The 16,137-nt window shown below is 74.1% G+C and carries 14 protein-coding genes; 6 read left to right on the top strand and 8 right to left on the bottom strand.

Translation table 11 applies throughout. The annotated features are described in order from the left end of the window. On the bottom strand, positions 1–647 hold a 647-nt coding region (locus tag ON36_RS16880; RefSeq protein WP_043654023.1), incomplete at its 3' end, for a DEAD/DEAH box helicase. Between the two features lie 44 nt (positions 648–691). Beyond that, positions 692–1,636 carry a proteasome assembly chaperone family protein gene (locus ON36_RS16875; RefSeq protein ID WP_043654075.1) on the bottom strand — a complete coding sequence of 315 codons (945 nt, stop codon included), beginning with the start codon at positions 1,634–1,636 and terminating at the stop codon, positions 692–694. 197 nt (positions 1,637–1,833) lie between these two features. Between ON36_RS16875 and ON36_RS16870 the strand changes: the two genes are divergently transcribed. After that, entirely contained in the window at positions 1,834–2,553 is a 720-nt protein-coding gene (locus tag ON36_RS16870) for a sensor domain-containing protein (RefSeq protein WP_043654069.1), read from the top strand. A 155-nt stretch (positions 2,554–2,708) separates the two neighbouring features. After that, a complete protein-coding gene (locus ON36_RS16865) occupies positions 2,709–3,857 on the top strand; it encodes a DUF4192 domain-containing protein (protein ID WP_157224896.1) in 1,149 nt (382 codons plus the stop codon). A gap of 8 nt (positions 3,858–3,865) precedes the next feature. Here the strand turns inward: ON36_RS16865 and galE are convergent, their stop codons facing one another. After that, on the bottom strand, positions 3,866–4,846 hold the full coding sequence (gene galE, locus ON36_RS16860) for a UDP-glucose 4-epimerase GalE (protein ID WP_043654020.1): 981 nt from the start codon (positions 4,844–4,846) through the stop codon (positions 3,866–3,868). A gap of 3 nt (positions 4,847–4,849) precedes the next feature. Next, positions 4,850–5,536 carry an iron-dependent transcriptional repressor DtxR gene (locus ON36_RS16855; protein ID WP_043654018.1) on the bottom strand — a complete coding sequence of 229 codons (687 nt, stop codon included), beginning with the start codon at positions 5,534–5,536 and terminating at the stop codon, positions 4,850–4,852. A gap of 177 nt (positions 5,537–5,713) precedes the next feature. On the opposite strand from ON36_RS16855, the gene ON36_RS16850 reads away from it, so the two are divergent. From ON36_RS16850 to ON36_RS16840, 3 genes are all read left to right on the top strand, one after another. Then, a complete protein-coding gene (locus ON36_RS16850) occupies positions 5,714–6,955 on the top strand; it encodes an acetoin utilization protein AcuC (RefSeq protein WP_052314066.1) in 1,242 nt (413 codons plus the stop codon). After that, positions 6,948–9,839 carry a bifunctional acetate--CoA ligase family protein/GNAT family N-acetyltransferase gene (locus ON36_RS36250; RefSeq protein ID WP_043654015.1) on the top strand — a complete coding sequence of 964 codons (2,892 nt, stop codon included), beginning with the start codon at positions 6,948–6,950 and terminating at the stop codon, positions 9,837–9,839. Before ON36_RS16850 ends, ON36_RS36250 begins: the two co-directional genes overlap by 8 nt. Positions 9,840–9,934: 95 nt before the next feature. Then, positions 9,935–10,522 carry a DUF4333 domain-containing protein gene (locus ON36_RS16840; RefSeq protein WP_052314065.1) on the top strand — a complete coding sequence of 196 codons (588 nt, stop codon included), beginning with the start codon at positions 9,935–9,937 and terminating at the stop codon, positions 10,520–10,522. Between the two features lie 109 nt (positions 10,523–10,631). Here ON36_RS16840 and ON36_RS16835 read toward each other — a convergent pair whose 3' ends face one another. The 3 genes from ON36_RS16835 to ON36_RS16825 all read right to left on the bottom strand — a co-directional run bounded on the left by ON36_RS16835 (position 10,632) and on the right by ON36_RS16825 (position 14,130). Continuing rightward, a complete protein-coding gene (locus ON36_RS16835) occupies positions 10,632–11,600 on the bottom strand; it encodes a sigma-70 family RNA polymerase sigma factor (protein WP_043654013.1) in 969 nt (322 codons plus the stop codon). Positions 11,601–11,780: 180 nt separating this feature from the next. Continuing rightward, entirely contained in the window at positions 11,781–13,301 is a 1,521-nt protein-coding gene (locus ON36_RS16830; protein WP_052314064.1) for a DUF7782 domain-containing protein, read from the bottom strand. A gap of 67 nt (positions 13,302–13,368) precedes the next feature. Next, complete coding sequence (locus ON36_RS16825) at positions 13,369–14,130, bottom strand: VOC family protein (RefSeq protein WP_043654011.1); 762 nt, start codon at positions 14,128–14,130, stop codon at positions 13,369–13,371. A 161-nt stretch (positions 14,131–14,291) separates the two neighbouring features. Between ON36_RS16825 and ON36_RS16820 the strand changes: the two genes are divergently transcribed. Further along, positions 14,292–15,638 (top strand): MFS transporter, encoded by a 1,347-nt coding sequence (locus ON36_RS16820; protein ID WP_052314063.1) that lies wholly within the window; start codon positions 14,292–14,294, stop codon positions 15,636–15,638. Here ON36_RS16820 and ON36_RS16815 read toward each other — a convergent pair. Beyond that, positions 15,612–16,064, bottom strand: a complete 453-nt coding sequence (locus ON36_RS16815) for a DUF3099 domain-containing protein (RefSeq protein WP_083885190.1) — start codon at positions 16,062–16,064, stop codon at positions 15,612–15,614. The two genes, ON36_RS16820 and ON36_RS16815, sit on opposite strands and share 27 nt — an antisense overlap. Positions 16,065–16,137 lie beyond the last annotated feature (73 nt).

The raw sequence follows: 16,137 nt of genomic DNA, 5'->3' as shown, positions 1-16,137 counted from the left end.
GGGGTGCGCACGTAGGAGAAGGTCAGCGGCACAGGGCGTTCCGTGCCCGAGACCACGGCGGTCGGGCGGCCGGTGCGGCGCTCCAGGTCGCCTGCGAAGAAGTCGACCTCGCCCAGGGTCGCCGACATCAGCAGGAACTGCGCGCGCGGCAGCTCCAGCAGCGGCACCTGCCAGGCCCAGCCGCGATCGGGGTCGGCGTAGAAGTGGAACTCGTCCATGACCACCTGGCCGACGTCGGCGTCGGCGCCCTCGCGCAGCGCCAGGTTCGCCAGGATCTCCGCGGTCGCGCAGATGATCGGGGCGTCGGCGTTGACCGCGGCGTCCCCGGTGACCATGCCGACGTTGTCGGCGCCGAAGACCTCGCACAGGGCGAAGAACTTCTCGCTCACCAGCGCCTTGATGGGTGCGGTGTAGTAGCTGCGCTGCCCGTTGGTCATCGCGAACAGGTGCGCGCCGACCGCGACGAGCGACTTGCCCGAGCCGGTCGGGGTGTTGAGGATGACGTTGGCGCCCGAGGCGAGTTCCATGATCGCCTCGTCCTGCGCCGGATACAGCGGCGTGCCCTTCTCGGCCGCCCACAGGCCGAAGGACTCGTAGAGCGCGTCGGCGTCGGTCCCCGGGATTTCCAGCAGGTCGGTCAGATCCACCCCGCACACCCTAGTGGGTGCGCGGCGGTGGCCGTGCCCACGGCTCAGACCGGCCGGTCGCCGGGCTCCTCGCCGTAGCCGCCCTGCTCGGCGAGGAACCGCTCGAACTCCGCGCCGAGTTCGTCGCCGCTGGGCAGCTCGCCGTCGGAGGCCAGCAGGCTGGACTGACGCTCCTGGGCGGTCACGAAACTGTCGTACTGGCGCTCGAGCGCGGTCACCACCGTCTCCACCTCGGAGTTGCCCGCGATGTGCTCGTTGACCTGCTCGCGCACCCGCGCGGCGGCCTCGCCGAGCGCGGCGAGCGGCAGCTCGAGGCCCGCGTTGCCCGCGACGTTCTCGAGCAGGGTCTGCGCGGCCTCGGGGTAGTCGGTCTGGGCCAGGTAGTGCGGCACGTGCACGGAGAAGCCGAGCGACTCGTGCCCGTGCTGGGCCATGCGGAACTCGAGCAGCGAGGACGCCGAACCCGGCACCTGCAGCTCGCCGGGCCAGCGCTGGTGATCGCCGATCAGGTCGCGGTCGGAGGAGTGCGCGGTCACGCCGAGCGGGCGGGTGTGCGGGATGGCCATCGGGATCGCGCTCAGGCCGATGGTGCGGCGCACGCCCAGCTGTTCGGCCAGCAGGCGGACCGCGGTGGTGAACTTCTCCCAGCGCAGATCCGGTTCCAGGCCCGACAGCAGCAGGAACGGGGTGCCCGCGGTGTCCCGCAGCGCCCACAGGTTCAGCTCGGGGTCGGCGTAGGCCGAGAAACGGTCGGTCTCGAAGGTCATCAGCGGGCGCCGCGAACGGTAGTCGAGGAGCTCGTCGACGTCGAAGGAGGCGACCAGCTCCGATTCCAGGCTCTCGCGCAGATGGGTGGTCGCCAGGCGGACCGCGTGCCCGGCGTCGGTGAAACCCTCGAGGCCGTGCACCAGCACGGGGCCGGACCCGTCGGCCGAGGACAGTTGCGGCGCGGGGAACTCCAACTCGTACATGCGCGACTCGTAGTCCATCGCCATCTCCTTCCTCTGGTCCTCGTGCCGGGCGCGGTGGCGTGACGGCCCGGTCTCCATTGTCCCCCATGCCCGCACGGGCACCGCAGACTCCCCGCGCAGCGCGGGGCCCGACTCCTGACAACAGCCCGGCGCGACCCGGCATTCCCCGGCGTGGCGGCCGACCACGACATCGGCCGTAGGGCACAGTGGAGCTCGTGAACCAGGTGCGCGACGGCGGGAACCGGAGCCGGACCCCGCGGCCGGTGCTGCGGGCGGCCGGGGCGGGCCTGCTGCTGTGCGCGGCCGCCGGGTGCGGCGACCTGGTCTCCGGGAGCCCGGTGGCCGAGACCGCGGCGGTCGTGCGGCACATCGACACCCCGCTCGCCCAGCTGCTGCCCACCCCGGCGCAGTTCCCGCCGCGCTACCCGGCGGTCGTGCTGCCCGCGCAGGCCGCGGTGGCCGCCGCGGGCGATCTCGACGGCGTCGGGCAGGGCGCGCGCGTCGACCCGCCGGGCTGCACGCCGCCGGAATCCGAGCCGGGCGAGGACCGCACCGCCGTGGCCGTGGGCACCGACGACGCCAGCCGGGCCACGCTCACGGTCGAGCTGGCCCGCACGAACGCTCCGCTGGGCGCGCTGCGCGCCCAGCTGGCCGGCTGCCCGACGATGACGGTGGAGCGGGCGGGCGCCGGATCCACGGTCACCACGACGCTCGACACCCGGGTGCCTGCCGGCGCCGACGACGCGATCTCGCTGCGGCGCACCGTCGTTCCCGCCGTCGGCGGCCGCGGGCTCACCCAGACCATGCAGACCTCGGTCGGGCAGATCGGTGACGTCCGCATCACCGTCACCTCGATGACCTTCGGCGACGGCGCGGTCGACGCCGCCGCCGTCGACGACCTGTTCGCCACCGCCGTGCGCACCGTGCGGCGGTAGCCCCGCCGGGGCGTAGCAGGCACCACCGACAGGTCCGCGCCCGCGGGGGTCCGCGAGGGCGCCGCCGTCCACAGGCACACCGCTCGCCAACAGGGCAGGGGAAAGCCCAGGTCACCGCCGCGGCCGTGGCCCGCGCCCGGCGCAGGGTGGACGCCATGACACCCCCGACGAACTCCCCACGCCGCCTGCGCCGCGGCGCACCCTTCCCCCGGGCGCTGACCTGCGCCGACACCGTGCCGCGCTATCCGGTCGCGGTGCCGCCGCCGCTGCGGATCGGCGACCCCGGCGAACTCATCGCCGCCCTCCCGGCCCTGCTCGGCTTCGTCCCCGAACGGTCCCTGGTCGTCGGCGTGCTGTGCCACGGGCCGCGGGCGGGCACGGCGGGCATCGAGGCCGTCGTCCGGTTCGACCTCGACGCCCTGACCGGGCCGGACGCGCCCGACCGCCTCGCCGACTGCCTCGGCACCCTCTGCGTGCGCGAGCGGGCGATCGACCTGCTCGCCGTCGTCGTCGACGACCGCGGGGCCGGCACCCGCCGCCGCGCGGCGCTGTTCGCCGCGCTCGACGCGGCGGGTCCCGGGCTGGGCGGGCTGTGGTGGGTCGAGCGGATCGTCCGCGGCGCCCCCTACCGCGATCTGCGTGGACCGCACGCGGGCACCGTGCGCGATCCGGCGGCCTCCCCGGTGGCGGTGGCGCAGGTCCTCGACGGCAAACAGATCCGGCGCAGCCGCCGGGAGCTGACCGATCTCGTCGTGGCCGAGCGCGGGCGCGTCGACGCGGTGCTGGACGAACTGGCGGCCGCCCGGGCGCGCTTCGCCGACGCGCTGACCGCCGCGGCGCGGGCCGACCGCGAGGCCGCCTACCGGCGCGGTGCACTGGAATGGACGCTGTGGCAGATCGCCGGGCACGCCGACGGGGAACCACGCACCGACCTGGAACTGGCCCAGCTCGCCGCGCTGCTGGCCGACCGGGTGCTGCGCGACGCGCTGTACGGGCTGGCCCTCGGCGAATACGCGGGCGCGGCCGAGGCGCTGTGGATCCAGCTGTGCCGGGTCACCGCGGGCACCGATCGCGCCGAGGCCGCCGCGCTGGCCGGATTCAGCGCCTACCTGCGCGGCGACGGGCCGCTGGCCGGGATCGCGCTGGCCGCGGCCACCGACGCCGACGCCACGCATCCGATGGCGGTGCTGCTCGAGGCCGCCCTGCAGAGCGGCCTGCGCCCGGAACGGTTGCGCAGACTCGCCGAAAGCGGCCACGCGATCGCCGCGGAACTGGGCGTCGACCTCGGGCCGGTGTGCCGGTGAGGACGCGATCAGCGGGCGCTGTGCGCCCGCTCGCCCAGCGACCGCAGGAAGGACCAGGCGTCGGTGACGATCTCGTCGAGATCGTTGTGCTCGGGCCGCCACCCGAGCTCGGCCTCCGCCTGCTCGCTCGAGGCGATCAGCACGGCGGGATCGCCCGCGCGCCGCGGGGCGTCGATCGCCGCGATGGGCAGGCCGGTGACCCGCTCGCACGCCGAGATGACCTCGCGCACGGAGAAACCCGTGCCCGAGCCGAGGTTGAAGATGCGGTGACTGCCCGCCTGGGCCTGCGACAGCGCCAGCAGATGGGCCTGGGCCAGGTCGCGGATGTGGATGTAGTCGCGGACGCAGGTGCCGTCCGGGGTCGGCCAGTCGGTGCCGTACACCGAGATCGCCTTGCGGTGCCCGAGCGCGACCTGCAGCACCAGCGGGATCAGGTGGGTCTCCACCACGCGGTTCTCGCCGAGCCCGCCGTACGCGCCGGCGACGTTGAAGTAGCGCAGGCTGGTCGCGGCCAGACCGTGCGCGGTCGCGTAGGAGGTGATGGCGTGATCGATGGCCAGCTTCGTCGCGCCGTAGGGGTTGGTCGGGCGGGTGGGCGCGGCCTCGGTGATCGGTACCTGCTCCGGCTCGCCGTACACCGCGGCCGTGGACGAGAACACCAGGCGCGGGGTGCCGGTCTCGCGGATGGCCTCGAGCAGGGTCAGCGTCTTGACGACGTTGCCCTGCCAGTACTTCTCCGGCCGCTCCACCGATTCGCCGACCAGCGACTGCGCGGCGAAATGCAGGACGCCGTCGAAGGATTCGGCCTTCAGCAGCGCGGGCGCGGTGGTGGCGATGTCACCCTCGGCGAACCGGGCGCCCTCGGGCACGCCGTCGGCGTTGCCGGTCGAGAGGTCGTCGACCACGACGACCTCGTGCCCCTCGTCGAGCAGGACCCGGGCGCAGACGCCGCCCACGTAGCCGGCACCGCCGGTCACCAGAAGTTTCACGGATCAGACCAGCTTCACCTGGACGGCGTGCGCCATCTCGTCGGACAATTCGAACCCACTGTGCCCCGGCACGGTGATCACCACCGCGCCCGGCTTGTTCTCCACGGTCACGCGGGCGTCGGGGACCACGCCCGCCTCGCGCAGCCGGCCGATGACCTCGGGATCGGTCTGGATGTGCTCGGCCAGCCGCCGCACCACCACCGCGTGCACGGTGCCCGTCGGCAGCTCCGAGAGCCGCACCAGCTGCTCCTCGGCGGTCAGCGCGTCGGCGATGCCCAGCTCGTCCAGGCCGGGGATGGGGTTGCCGTAGGGGGAGGTGGTCGGGTGGTTGAGCACCTCGACCAGGCGGCGCTCCACCTCCTCGCTCATCACGTGCTCCCAGCGACAGGCCTCCGCGTGCACGTTCTCCCACTCGAGGCCGATGATATCGACCAGCAGGCGCTCGGCGAGCCGGTGCTTGCGCATGACCGCGACCGCCATCGCGCGGCCCTTGTCGGTGAGTTCCAGATGCCGGTCGCCGGCGACCTGGAGCAGGCCGTCGCGTTCCATGCGCGCCACCGTCTGGCTCACCGTGGGACCACTCTGCTCGAGGCGTTCGGCGATGCGCGCGCGCAGCGGCACCACCCCCTCCTCCTCGAGGTCGTAGATGGTACGGAGATACATCTCCGTGGTGTCGACCAGATCCTTCACCTGTTACCCCTTCGTCGGGATGAATTCTACCTGCGTGCGCGGGTTCGTCGGTGCGCCGTCCCGGCGTGCCACGGCGGCGGTGGAGACCCCACCGCGCGGCCGCGTCCGGCTGCGGCGTTATTTCTACTGCATGTCAACAACGGACGGGTGAGCCTGCTTCCGGCTAGCGTGGCGAGCATGGTCACTGTGCCGCACCACCCGCGGGCGGGGACGGTCGTGTGGACCGAGCGATTCCTCGGCTATTCGTGGAGCCCGGACCATCCGATGAAACCCGCACGCCTGCAATACACCATGTCACTGGCGCGGAGTCTCGGCGTGCTCGAGGGTGTCGAAAGTCTCGATCCCGCACCGGCGGGCCGGGCCGAGCTGCTGCGGGTGCACAGCCCCGCCTACATCGAGGCCGTGCAGCGGGCCTCTTCCGGACCGCCCGCTCCCGAGGACACCGCGTTCGGGCTGGCCACCGCCGACAACCCGGTCTTCCCGCACATGCACGAGGCCGCGTCGGTCATCGTCGGCGGAACCCTGGCCGCCGCGCGGGAGATCGCGGCAGGCCGCACCCGCCGCGCGGTCAGCATCGGCGGCGGCATGCACCACGCGATGCCGAACGCGGCCTCGGGCTTCTGCGTGTACAACGATGTGGCCGTGGCCATCTCGTGGCTGCTCGACCACGGCTTCGACCGCATCGCCTACCTCGACGTCGACGTGCACCACGGCGACGGGGTGCAGGCCGCGTTCTACGGCGACCCCCGCGTGCTCACCGTGTCGGTGCACCAGCACCCGGCCACCCTGTGGCCCAACACCGGCTGGCCGGAGGAGACCGGAGTCGGCGCGGGGGAGGGCGCCTCGATCAACCTGCCGCTGCTGCCCGGCACCCGCGACGCGGAATGGCTGCGCGGCTTCCACGCGGTGGTGCCGGGCGCGGTGGCCGCCTTCCGTCCGCAGATCGTGGTGAGCCAGTGCGGGGTCGACACCCACCGCGAGGACCCCCTCGCCGACCTCGAACTGACCGTCGACGGCCAGCGCGCGGCGTTCCTGGCGATGCGCGAGCTCGCCGACACCTACGCCGAGGGCCGGTGGCTGGCCGTCGGTGGCGGCGGCTACGGCGTCGTGCGGGTGGTGCCGCGGGCCTGGACCCACCTGCTGGCCATCGCGCTGGACCGGCCGGTCGACCCGGCGACGCCGGTGCCGGCGGACTGGGCCGAGCAGGTCCGCGCCGCGGCCCCACGGGTGCAGCCGCCCGCCACCATGGGCGACGGCGGCGACGTGGCGTTCCGCCGCTGGGACGGGCCGGGCGGCACCCCCGAGACCCTGGCGGGCGACCGGGTGCGGGCGCTGCGCGCGGTCGACATGGCCGTATCGGCCACGCGCCGGGCCAGTTTCGGCCTGCTCGGCCTCGACCCGGAGGATCCCCGTGACTGAGCCGCTGCTGCCCGACACCCCGGACACCCCGGCCGAGCCGCCGCCCCCGCCCGCGCAGTGGTTCGGCGACGTGCTCGCCGCCGACGGCGGCGTGGTGCGCATCCGCCCCATCGTGCCCGCCGACGCCGAGGCCCTGCACCGGTTCCACGACCAGCTCTCCGAACGCACTCGGTACCTGCGCTATTTCGGGCCGTATCCCCGGATCTCGCCCCGCGACATGTACCGCACCACCCACGTCGACTACCACGACCGGGTCGGGCTGGTCGCCCTGCTGGGCGAGACGATCATCGGCGTCGCCCGTTACGAACTGCTCCCGCGCGAGGGCGCCCGCGCCGCCGAGGTCGCCTTCGTCGTCGCCGACGACCATCAGGGCCGCGGCCTCGGCTCGATCCTGCTCGAGCACCTGGCGGGCGCGGCCGCGGAGAACGACATCGGCGCCTTCGTCGCCGAGGTGCTGGCCGAGAACGCCGCGATGGTGACCGTGTTCCGTGACGCGGGCTACCAGATCCAGCACAGCCGCGACGGCGCCGAACTGCACCTCGAGTTCGCCATCGACCCCACCGAGGCGCTGCGCGCGGTCCGCGACGCCCGCGAGGCGGCCTCGGAGGCGCGCAGCGTAGGCAACCTGCTCACGCCGGGCTCGGTGGCGGTCATCGGGGCGAGCGCGGGCCGCGAACGGATCGGCGGCGCGGTCCTGGCCAACCTGCTCGCGGGCGGGTTCACCGGGCCGGTGTTCCCGGTCAACCCGCGCAGGCGGTCGGTGCAGGGGGTGCGGGCGTATCCGACGGTGCGCGAGATCCCCGACGAGGTCGACCTCGCGGTGGTCGCGGTGCCGCCCGCGGCGATCGGGTCGGTACTCGACGACTGTATGGCCAAGGGCGTCAAGGGATTGGTGGTGCTCACCGCCGGCTTCGGGGAGACCGGTCCCGACGGGCTGGCCGCCGAAGCCGACCTCGTCGCCGCCGCGCGCGGCCACGGCATGCGGGTGGTCGGACCCGCGGCGCTCGGCATCGCCAACGCCGACCCGGCGGTCTCGCTCAACGCCACCCTCGCCCCCGTGCTGCCCGGACGCGGGCGCATCGGGTTCTTCTGCCAGTCGGGTCCCCTCGGCGCGGCGATCCTGGCCGAGGCGGCGCAGCGCACCCTGGGGCTGTCGACCTTCGTCTCGGCGGGCAACCGCGCCGACGTCTCGGGCAACGACCTGCTGCAGTACTGGGACGGCGACCCCGCGACCGAGGTGATCCTGCTCTACCTGGAGAGCTTCGGCAATCCGCGCAAGTTCTCCCGGCTGGCCCGCCGGGTGGCCAGGGGCAAGCCGATCGTCGCGGTCAGCAGCGGCCGCGCCGCCGCGGGCCCCGGCACCGACCGCACCGTCATGCGCGACCTGTTCGCGCACGCCGGGCTCATCCAGGTCGACTCCATCTCCGAATTGTTCGACTGCGCCGCCCTGCTCGCCTGCCAGCCGCTGCCCGCCGGGCCGCGGGTGGCCGTCATCGGCAACAGCGCCGCGCTGAACTGGCTCGCCGTGGACGCGGTCACCGCCGAGGGATTGCGCGCCCGGCGGCCCGGCGGTCCCCACGGAGCCGGGGCCCGGCCCACCGAGCGGCGCGCGCGGCCCGGCGCGGCGACCGGCGACGGCCCGGCGGAGCCGGCCGACGAGCGGATGCATCGGGAGAAGCGGCGCGGCGCGGCGCGCGGATTGCGCCTGGGCGTCGAGGCGCTGTTCGGCGGCCGGGAGCGTGGCGAGGACCCGGGCCGGAACCAGGACCCGCCGGAACCCGAACTCGCCGACGGGCGCGCAGGCGGCCCCGTCGATCTCGGGCCGGCCGCCACGCCGGGCGACTACCGCGAGGCGGTGGTGGCGGCCCTGCGCAGCGAGCAGGTCGACGCGGTGATCGTGGTGGTCGCGCCGCCGGTGCCGGTCCCCATGGACGGCTTCGGCGACGCGCTGCGGGTCGCGGCGGCCGAGGTCCCCGACAAGCCGGTGCTGGCGACCTTCCTCGCCGAATCCGGCATCCCGGCCGAGCTGGTGGTGCCGGGACCGGGCGGGGCGGCGGCCCGCGGCTCGATCCCGTCCTATCCCGACCCCGAGCGCGCGGCCCGGGCCCTGGCCAGGGTCCAGCGTTACGCGAGCTGGCGTGCCCGGCCGGTCTCGCCGACGGCCCGGCCCGCCGGCCTCGACGCCGAGGCCGCTCGCGGGCTGGTGGCGGGCTGGCTGGCGGAGGGGGGACCGCGCTGGCTGGACGATCTCGAGGCGGTGCGGCTGCTGGCCTGCTACGGGCTGGACGTCGTCGACTTCCGGGTGGTCGGCGACGCCGAGGCCGCCGTCGCCGCCGCCGAGGAACTCGGCTACCCCGTGGCGGCCAAGGCCACCGGGGCGCTGTGGCGGCACCGGCCCGACCTGGTCGGGGTCCGCCTCGACCTGTGGGGCCCCGACGCCGTGCGGCGGGCCTACGGGGACCTGGTGGAGATCTGCGGCGATCCCGAACTGCACATCCAGGCCATGGCCACCAAGGGCGTGGGCTGCCTGCTGCAGGTCCGCGACGACCCGTCGTTCGGTTCGGTGATCGGGTTCGGGCTCTCGGGCACGATCATCGACCTGCTCGGCGACCGCGCCTACCGCGCGTTGCCGCTGACCGCCGAGGACGCCGACGCCCTCATCGCCGCGCCGCGGGCCGCCCCGCTGCTGGCAGGCACGGACACCGGCGGGCTGGCCGAGGTGGCCCAGCGGATCTCGGCCCTGTTCGACGACGTGCCCGAACTGCGCGAGCTGGTCTGCGATCCGATCCTGGCCGCGCCGGAGTCCGTGGCGATCCTCTACGCGCGGGTCCGGATCGGCCCCGAACCGAGCCGGTTCGACACCGGTCCGCGCCGCCTCGCCTGAGTTGGGGGATCCGCGCAGGTCACGCGGTTAACATCGATCAACGGATCGTCCGATCTTGTCGCGACCAGCGTTGCTCGCTTCTCGAGAGGTGCCCCATGAAGATCACTGCCGCCGCGGTCCTGTCCGCGCTCGCGCTGTCCCTGGCCGGTTGTTCGGTCCAGTTCGGGGGAGCGGAGGTGAAGGAGGCCGACCTGGAGAAATCGGTGTCGCAGACCCTGGCGGGCCAGGTCGGCGAGACGCCGGACAAGGTCGACTGCCCGGGCGACCTGAAGGGCGAGGTCGGCGAGAGCATGCGCTGCACCGTGACCGCGGGCGGCGAGACGCTCGGCGCCACGGTCACCGTGACCTCGGTCGACGGCGACACCGTCAATTACGACGTGAAGGTCGACCCGGCCGCGCCGACCGTCACCCGGACCCCCGCGCCCACGACGACCTCGGCCGCGCCCGCCGGGGACGTCACCGTCGAGGAGGCCGAGCTCGAACGGTCCGTCTCGGCGACCCTGGCCGAGCAGGCCGGGCAGGTGCCCGACCGGATCGATTGCCCCGGCGACCTGGACGGCACGGTCGGCACGACCATGCGCTGCACTCTCACCGCGGGCGCCGACACCCTCGGGGTGACGGTCACGGTCACCTCGGTGGACGGCGACACCGTCAACTACGACGTCGAGGTCGACCAGCGCTGAGGACACGAAAACGCCGACCGGTGGCCGCGGGCAGGAGGGGACTGCCGCGGACGCCGGTCGGCGTCGGGATCTCCGCGGGCCGCGGGACCGGCCCGGCGGAGAGGACTGATCAGCTGGCGTAGGCGCGCAGACGGTCGGCGCGCTCGCCCTTGCGCAGCTTGGACATGACCTCGCGCTCGATCTGGCGGACCCGCTCGCGGGACAGGCCGAACAGCTTGCCGATCTGGTCCAGGGTGCGCGGCTGGCCGTCGTCGAGGCCGAAGCGCAGGCGGATCACCTGCTGCTCGCGCTCGTCGAGCGTGGCCAGCACGCTGCGCACGTCGTGGTGCAGCAGCCCCGCGATGACCGCGGACTCGGCCGAGGTGGCCTCGGAGTCCTCGATGAAGTCGCCGAGCGGGGCCTCCTCGTCGTTGCCGACGGGCATGTCCAGCGATACCGGGTCGCGGCTGTGGTCGAGCAGGTCGGCGATCTTCTCCACCGGGATGCCCGACTCGGCGGACAGTTCCTGGTCGGTGGCCTCGCGACCCAGCTGCTGGTGCAGTTCGCGCTTGATCCGGGCCAGCTTGTTCACCTGCTCCACGAGGTGAACGGGCAGGCGGATCGTCCGGCTCTGGTCGGCCATGCCGCGGGTGATCGCCTGGCGGATCCACCAGGTGGCGTAGGTGGAGAACTTGAAGCCCTTGGCGTAGTCGAACTTCTCCATCGCGCGGATCAGGCCCAGGTTGCCCTCCTGGATCAGATCCAGCAGCGGCATCCCGCGGCCGGTGTAGCGCTTGGCGAGCGAGACGACCAGGCGCAGGTTGGCCTCGAGCAGGTGCGAGCGAGCGGCCTGGCCCTCGCGGACCAGGATCGCCAGGTCGCGCTTGCGGGTCGCGGACAGGCGCTTGCCGGTCTCGAGCAGGTGCTGGGCGTACAGACCCGCCTCGATGCGCTTGGCCAGCTCGACCTCGTCGGCGGCCGTCAGCAGCGCCGTGCGGCCGATCCCGTTCAGGTACACGCGTACCAGGTCGGCGGCGGGGCTCTGGGCGTCGAGATCGGAATCGCTGGGGCGCACACGAGTTGTGGCGGGGCTGGTCATGACTTGCCTCCTGTCGGTGGTGTCTCACTCCGATCAACGGACCCGACATAGGGAAAGTTCCCGGAGACGGCTGTGATAAACAGCTCTGAGCTGCGGTTTTTCAGCCATACCCCTGAGAAGTTCCTGAGAAGAACCCTGTGCCGGAACCGCTGGGCGCGCCCACCGTCGCGCGGCGGCGCGTCAGACCGGGCGGATCAGTCCGTGGCGGACGAGCCCGGTCACGACCCCCAGCGCCGCGGCGGCGAATTCGCCGGTCACCTCCTCGGCTCCGTCGGCGAGCGCGAGGAGTTCGAGCAGCTCGTACAACGGCAGACCGTCCGGTCGCATTCCCGCGACCAGCGCGGCGGTCGACTCGTCCACCTCGTGCTGCCAGCGCGGCCCGTCGCCGCGGTGCAGGCGGGTCACCTCCGGCGCCCAGCCCGCCTCGCCCGGCAGGTAGACGCGTTCCAGGGCGGTCGCCGCGCCCGGGGCGAAGCGCGCGGACCACGCCAGATCGGGATCGGCGGCGACGCCGCGCAGCCAGGCCGAGCGGGCGAAGTAGTCGGTGGCCTCGTCGCCGAGCGGGTCGTCGAAGCCGTGGGTGAGGTCCTCGGCCAGGAGCTCGGTGGGGCCGTCGATCGCGCGCAGGTAGACGAAACCGAAGCCGATGCCTTCCACGTCGGCGGCGGCGAAGGCGTCGAGCCACTGTTCGGCGCGCGCCTGGGCGGCGGGGTCGCGCGGGTCGAGACCGGCGTCGCGCAGCCAGGTCCCCACGTAGAGGGCGGGATCGGCGACGTCGCGCTGGACGACCCAGGCGTCGACGCCGTCGGCAGGCAGCCACTGCGACACGCGCCTGCGCCAGTCCTGCCCGTCGCGGTGCACCCAGGCCGACAGCATGGCCGCCGTACCGCCGGGGGCCAGCAGGTCGGCGGCGCGGGAGACCACCAGTTCGCTGGCGCCGTCGAGGGCGAGGCCGGAGTCGCGGTAGGTGTGCTCGACCCGGGCGGGCCCGACGACGAACGGCGGATTGGCCACGATCTGGTCGAAGCGTCGCCCCGCGACCGGCTCGAACCACGAGCCCTCGACGAACTCGATGTCGAGGTCGTTGAGCGCCGCGGTCGCCCGTGCCAGCCACAGCGCGCGCGGGTTGACATCGGTGGCGGTCACCCGCCCGCCGTAGCCCGCCGCGTGCACGGCCTGGACGCCGCAGCCGGTGCCGAGGTCGAGCACGGTGCCGACGGGCTCGGTCGGCGTGGCGCGCAGCAGCGACAGCGACGCGTGGCCGACGCCGAGCACGTGGTCCTCGGTGAGGGTGCGCCTGCGCATGGAGTCGTCGAGGTCGGACAGGATCCAGCGGTTGCCCTGTCCGGCGTCGAGGGGGCGCAGGTCGAGGGCGGCGCGGATCTCGCCGCCGTCGCGGGCCAGCAGGCCCGCCCCGATGGCCGCGTCGATCCCGACCGGCGCGAGCGCGGCGGCGACCTCGCGTTCGGGCAGCGCGTCCCCGAGCAGCAGCAGCCGGATCAGCGTGCCCACCTCGCCCGCGCGCAGCGCCGCGCGCCGGACCGGCACCGGTTCCTGGCGGCCCAGCGCGGCGTGCACGTCGGGGCCGAGGGTGTCCAGGAGGTTGTCGGCGGTGTACCCGACCCGGCTCAGCGCGGCGCGCAGCGCCGGGGCCAGCGTGACGAGCGGGGAATCGACGGTGGTCTCGGGGTTCGTAGGCACGCCGATACTCTGCCAGCCCCGCGCGGGCGGGGACCGCGCAGGACCGGCCGTGCGCGGCGCGCGCCGTCTAGGCCGCGCGATAGGGATCCCGCGAGGTCACGCAGTACAGCGCCTCGCCGGGGTCGCGCAGCACGATCCAGCGATCCCCGTCGGAAACCCGGGTGGCGCCCAGGGATTCGTGCCAGGCGGCGGTGGCCGCCGGGTCGGTGGAGGACAGGTCCGGGTGGGCGCCCGCGGGCCGGGGCGCGTCCAGGCGCTGGATCAGCAGGTCGAGCGGGAAGGGGAAACCCGAACGCAGCCGGGTGAATTCGGGCAGCGGCGAGGGGGTCGCGGGCCGGCCGGTGAGGGCGGACCAGAACGCGCGGTCGCCGTCGATCGCCCCGGCCGCGAGGTCGAGGCAGACCTGGTCCACCCGGCTGGCGGTGCCGTCGGGCGCGACGAACGGCGGCGACACGGGGGGCACGGCCGTGCCCGTCGCGTCCGGCGCGGCGGCGTGCTGGAAGGGGGTGAGGCAGAAGGTCTGCCCCGCCGGGGATTCCATGACCGCGTAGCCGTCCCGGTCGCCGATCAGGCGCCCGCCGAGGGTCACCACCGCGTCGATCGCCACCGGGATGTCGTCCACGTCGAGGTCGAGGTGGACCCCGCCCGCGTCGCCGACGGCCTGGAGCTTGAGCCACGGGGTCCCGGCCGGGGGCAGGAGGGTGACGAACTCGCCGTGCTCGCCGCGGGGCGCCGACACGGCCGAGCCGGTCACGGTGGACCAGAACCGCACGCAGTCGTCGAACGCGGCGGCGGGGCGGTCGAGGAACACCCACATCCAGCGAATCATGCCGTCTCCCTTCCCGGTACCGCTCACCCCGGCGACGCTAGGCGGCCCTCGGCGGCGCTGTCGAGTGCTTTCGGCGCGTGCGCCGGTGTTGGCAGGATCTCGTCGAAACGTGGCACGGCTGCCACTCGCCGGGGCCGCGCCGATCCGGCAGGCTGGCTGGAGTGACCGATACCCAGCTGCGGGTCCCCGGCGACGGCGAACAGGCCCGCCCGGCGACCGACGCGCCGCCGCCCGCCTCGCGGTTCCCGCATCCGGCCTGGATCGTGGCCGCCGTCGGCTTCGTGACCCTGCTCGGCGCGGCCGGGTTCCGCTCGGTGCCCAGCGTGCTGCTCGACCCGCTGCACGAGGAATTCGGCTGGTCGCACGGCACCATCTCCACCGCGGTCTCGCTCAACATCCTGCTCTACGGGCTCATCTCGCCGTTCGCGGCGGCGCTGATGGACCGTTTCGGCATGCGCCGGGTCGTGGCCTGCGCGCTGGTCCTCATCGCCGCGGGCAGCGGGCTGACCGTGTTCATGACCCGGCCCTGGCAGCTCGTCGCGACCTGGGGACTGCTGGTCGGCATCGGAGTCGGGTCCATGTCGATGCCGTTCGTGGCGACGCTGACCGGGCGCTGGTTCGTGCGCAGCCGCGGACTGGTGACCGGCATCCTCACCGCCGCGGGGGCGACCGGCCAGCTGATCTTCCTGCCGGTCGTAGCGACGCTGGCGAACGCGCACGGCTGGCGGCTGCCCTCGCTCATCGTCGCCGCCGCCGCGCTGGCCGTGGTCCCGCTGGTACTGCTGTGGGTGCGCGACTACCCCAGCGACCTCGGCCTGCGGGCCTACGGCGCCCCACCCGGCTCGACCGCCGGGCTGCGCGTGGCGGTCACCGGCGGGGCGGGACGCGCGCTGACGGTGCTCGCGGCGGCCGCACGCAAGCCCGGATTCTGGCTGCTGGCGGGCGGGTTCGCGGTCTGCGGTGCCTCCACCAACGGCCTCGTCGGCACCCACTTCGTCACCGCGGCCCACGATCACGGCATGCCCCCGACGACCGCGGCGGGCCTGCTCGCGCTCGTCGGCGTCTTCGACGTGGCGGGCACCATCGCCTCGGGCTGGCTCACCGACCGCGTCGACCCGCGCTACCTGCTCGTCGGCTACTACAGCCTGCGCGGGCTGTCGCTGCTGGTCCTGCCCGCGCTGCTCGCCCCGCACGTAGCGCCGAGCATGTGGGTGTTCGTGATCTTCTACGGGCTGGACTGGATCGCCACCGTCCCGCCGACGGTGGCGCTGTGCCGGGAACTGTTCGGCGACGACGGCCCGGTCGCCTTCGGCTGGGTCTTCGCCTCGCACCAGCTCGGCGCCGCCGCGGCGGCGAGCGCGGCCGGATTCATCCGCGACGCGCAGGGCTCCTACGACCTGGCCTGGTACCTGGCCGGGGCGCTGTGCGGCGGCGCGGCGATCATGTCCGCGCTGATCCGCCGCCCCACCGGCGCGGCGCCCTCACTCGAGGGCGTTGTGCCCGCGTGATTCCAGCGCGATCTGGTTGCGGCGCCCGTCCCAGCGGCTCGGCTCGTCCTTGCGGCGGGGCGGGCGGTCGTTGGCGATGAGCACCGCGATCCACGGCAGCGGGATCGAGGCGGCGATGATCAGGATCGACAGCAGCGGACTGGCGAAGGCGCTGTAGGCCAGCGCGGCCAGGATCAGGCAGGGGATCCGGAAGGCCATGATGATCGTGTAGCGGCGGACCCGGGCCCGGTGCTGGTCCTCCAGGGAGGGCGCGGCCTCGGTGATCAGGGCCGGATGGCGGCGATCGCTGCCGGGGAAGTAGCCGGCCTGCGCGGTGGGCGGCAGCACCTCCGGGCGCGGCGGACGGGTCTCCGAACCGGCGTCGGCGGCATCGCCGGCCGTGGCATCGGATCGGTCGTCGGCCGGGGGCTCGCCGTGGGACTGCATGGCTCCAGTCTTCCACTGCGCCCCCGGCGGCGCACACGCGGCTGGTCAGCGGGCCGGGCGCGCGATACGGCAT

It is taken from the genome of Nocardia thailandica NBRC 100428 (assembly GCF_000308795.1).
Taxonomy (GTDB): Bacteria; Actinomycetota; Actinomycetes; order Mycobacteriales; family Mycobacteriaceae; genus Nocardia; species Nocardia thailandica.
The sequence above is the reverse complement of the archived record's forward strand: the minus strand, read 5'-3'. Positions and strand labels throughout refer to the sequence as shown.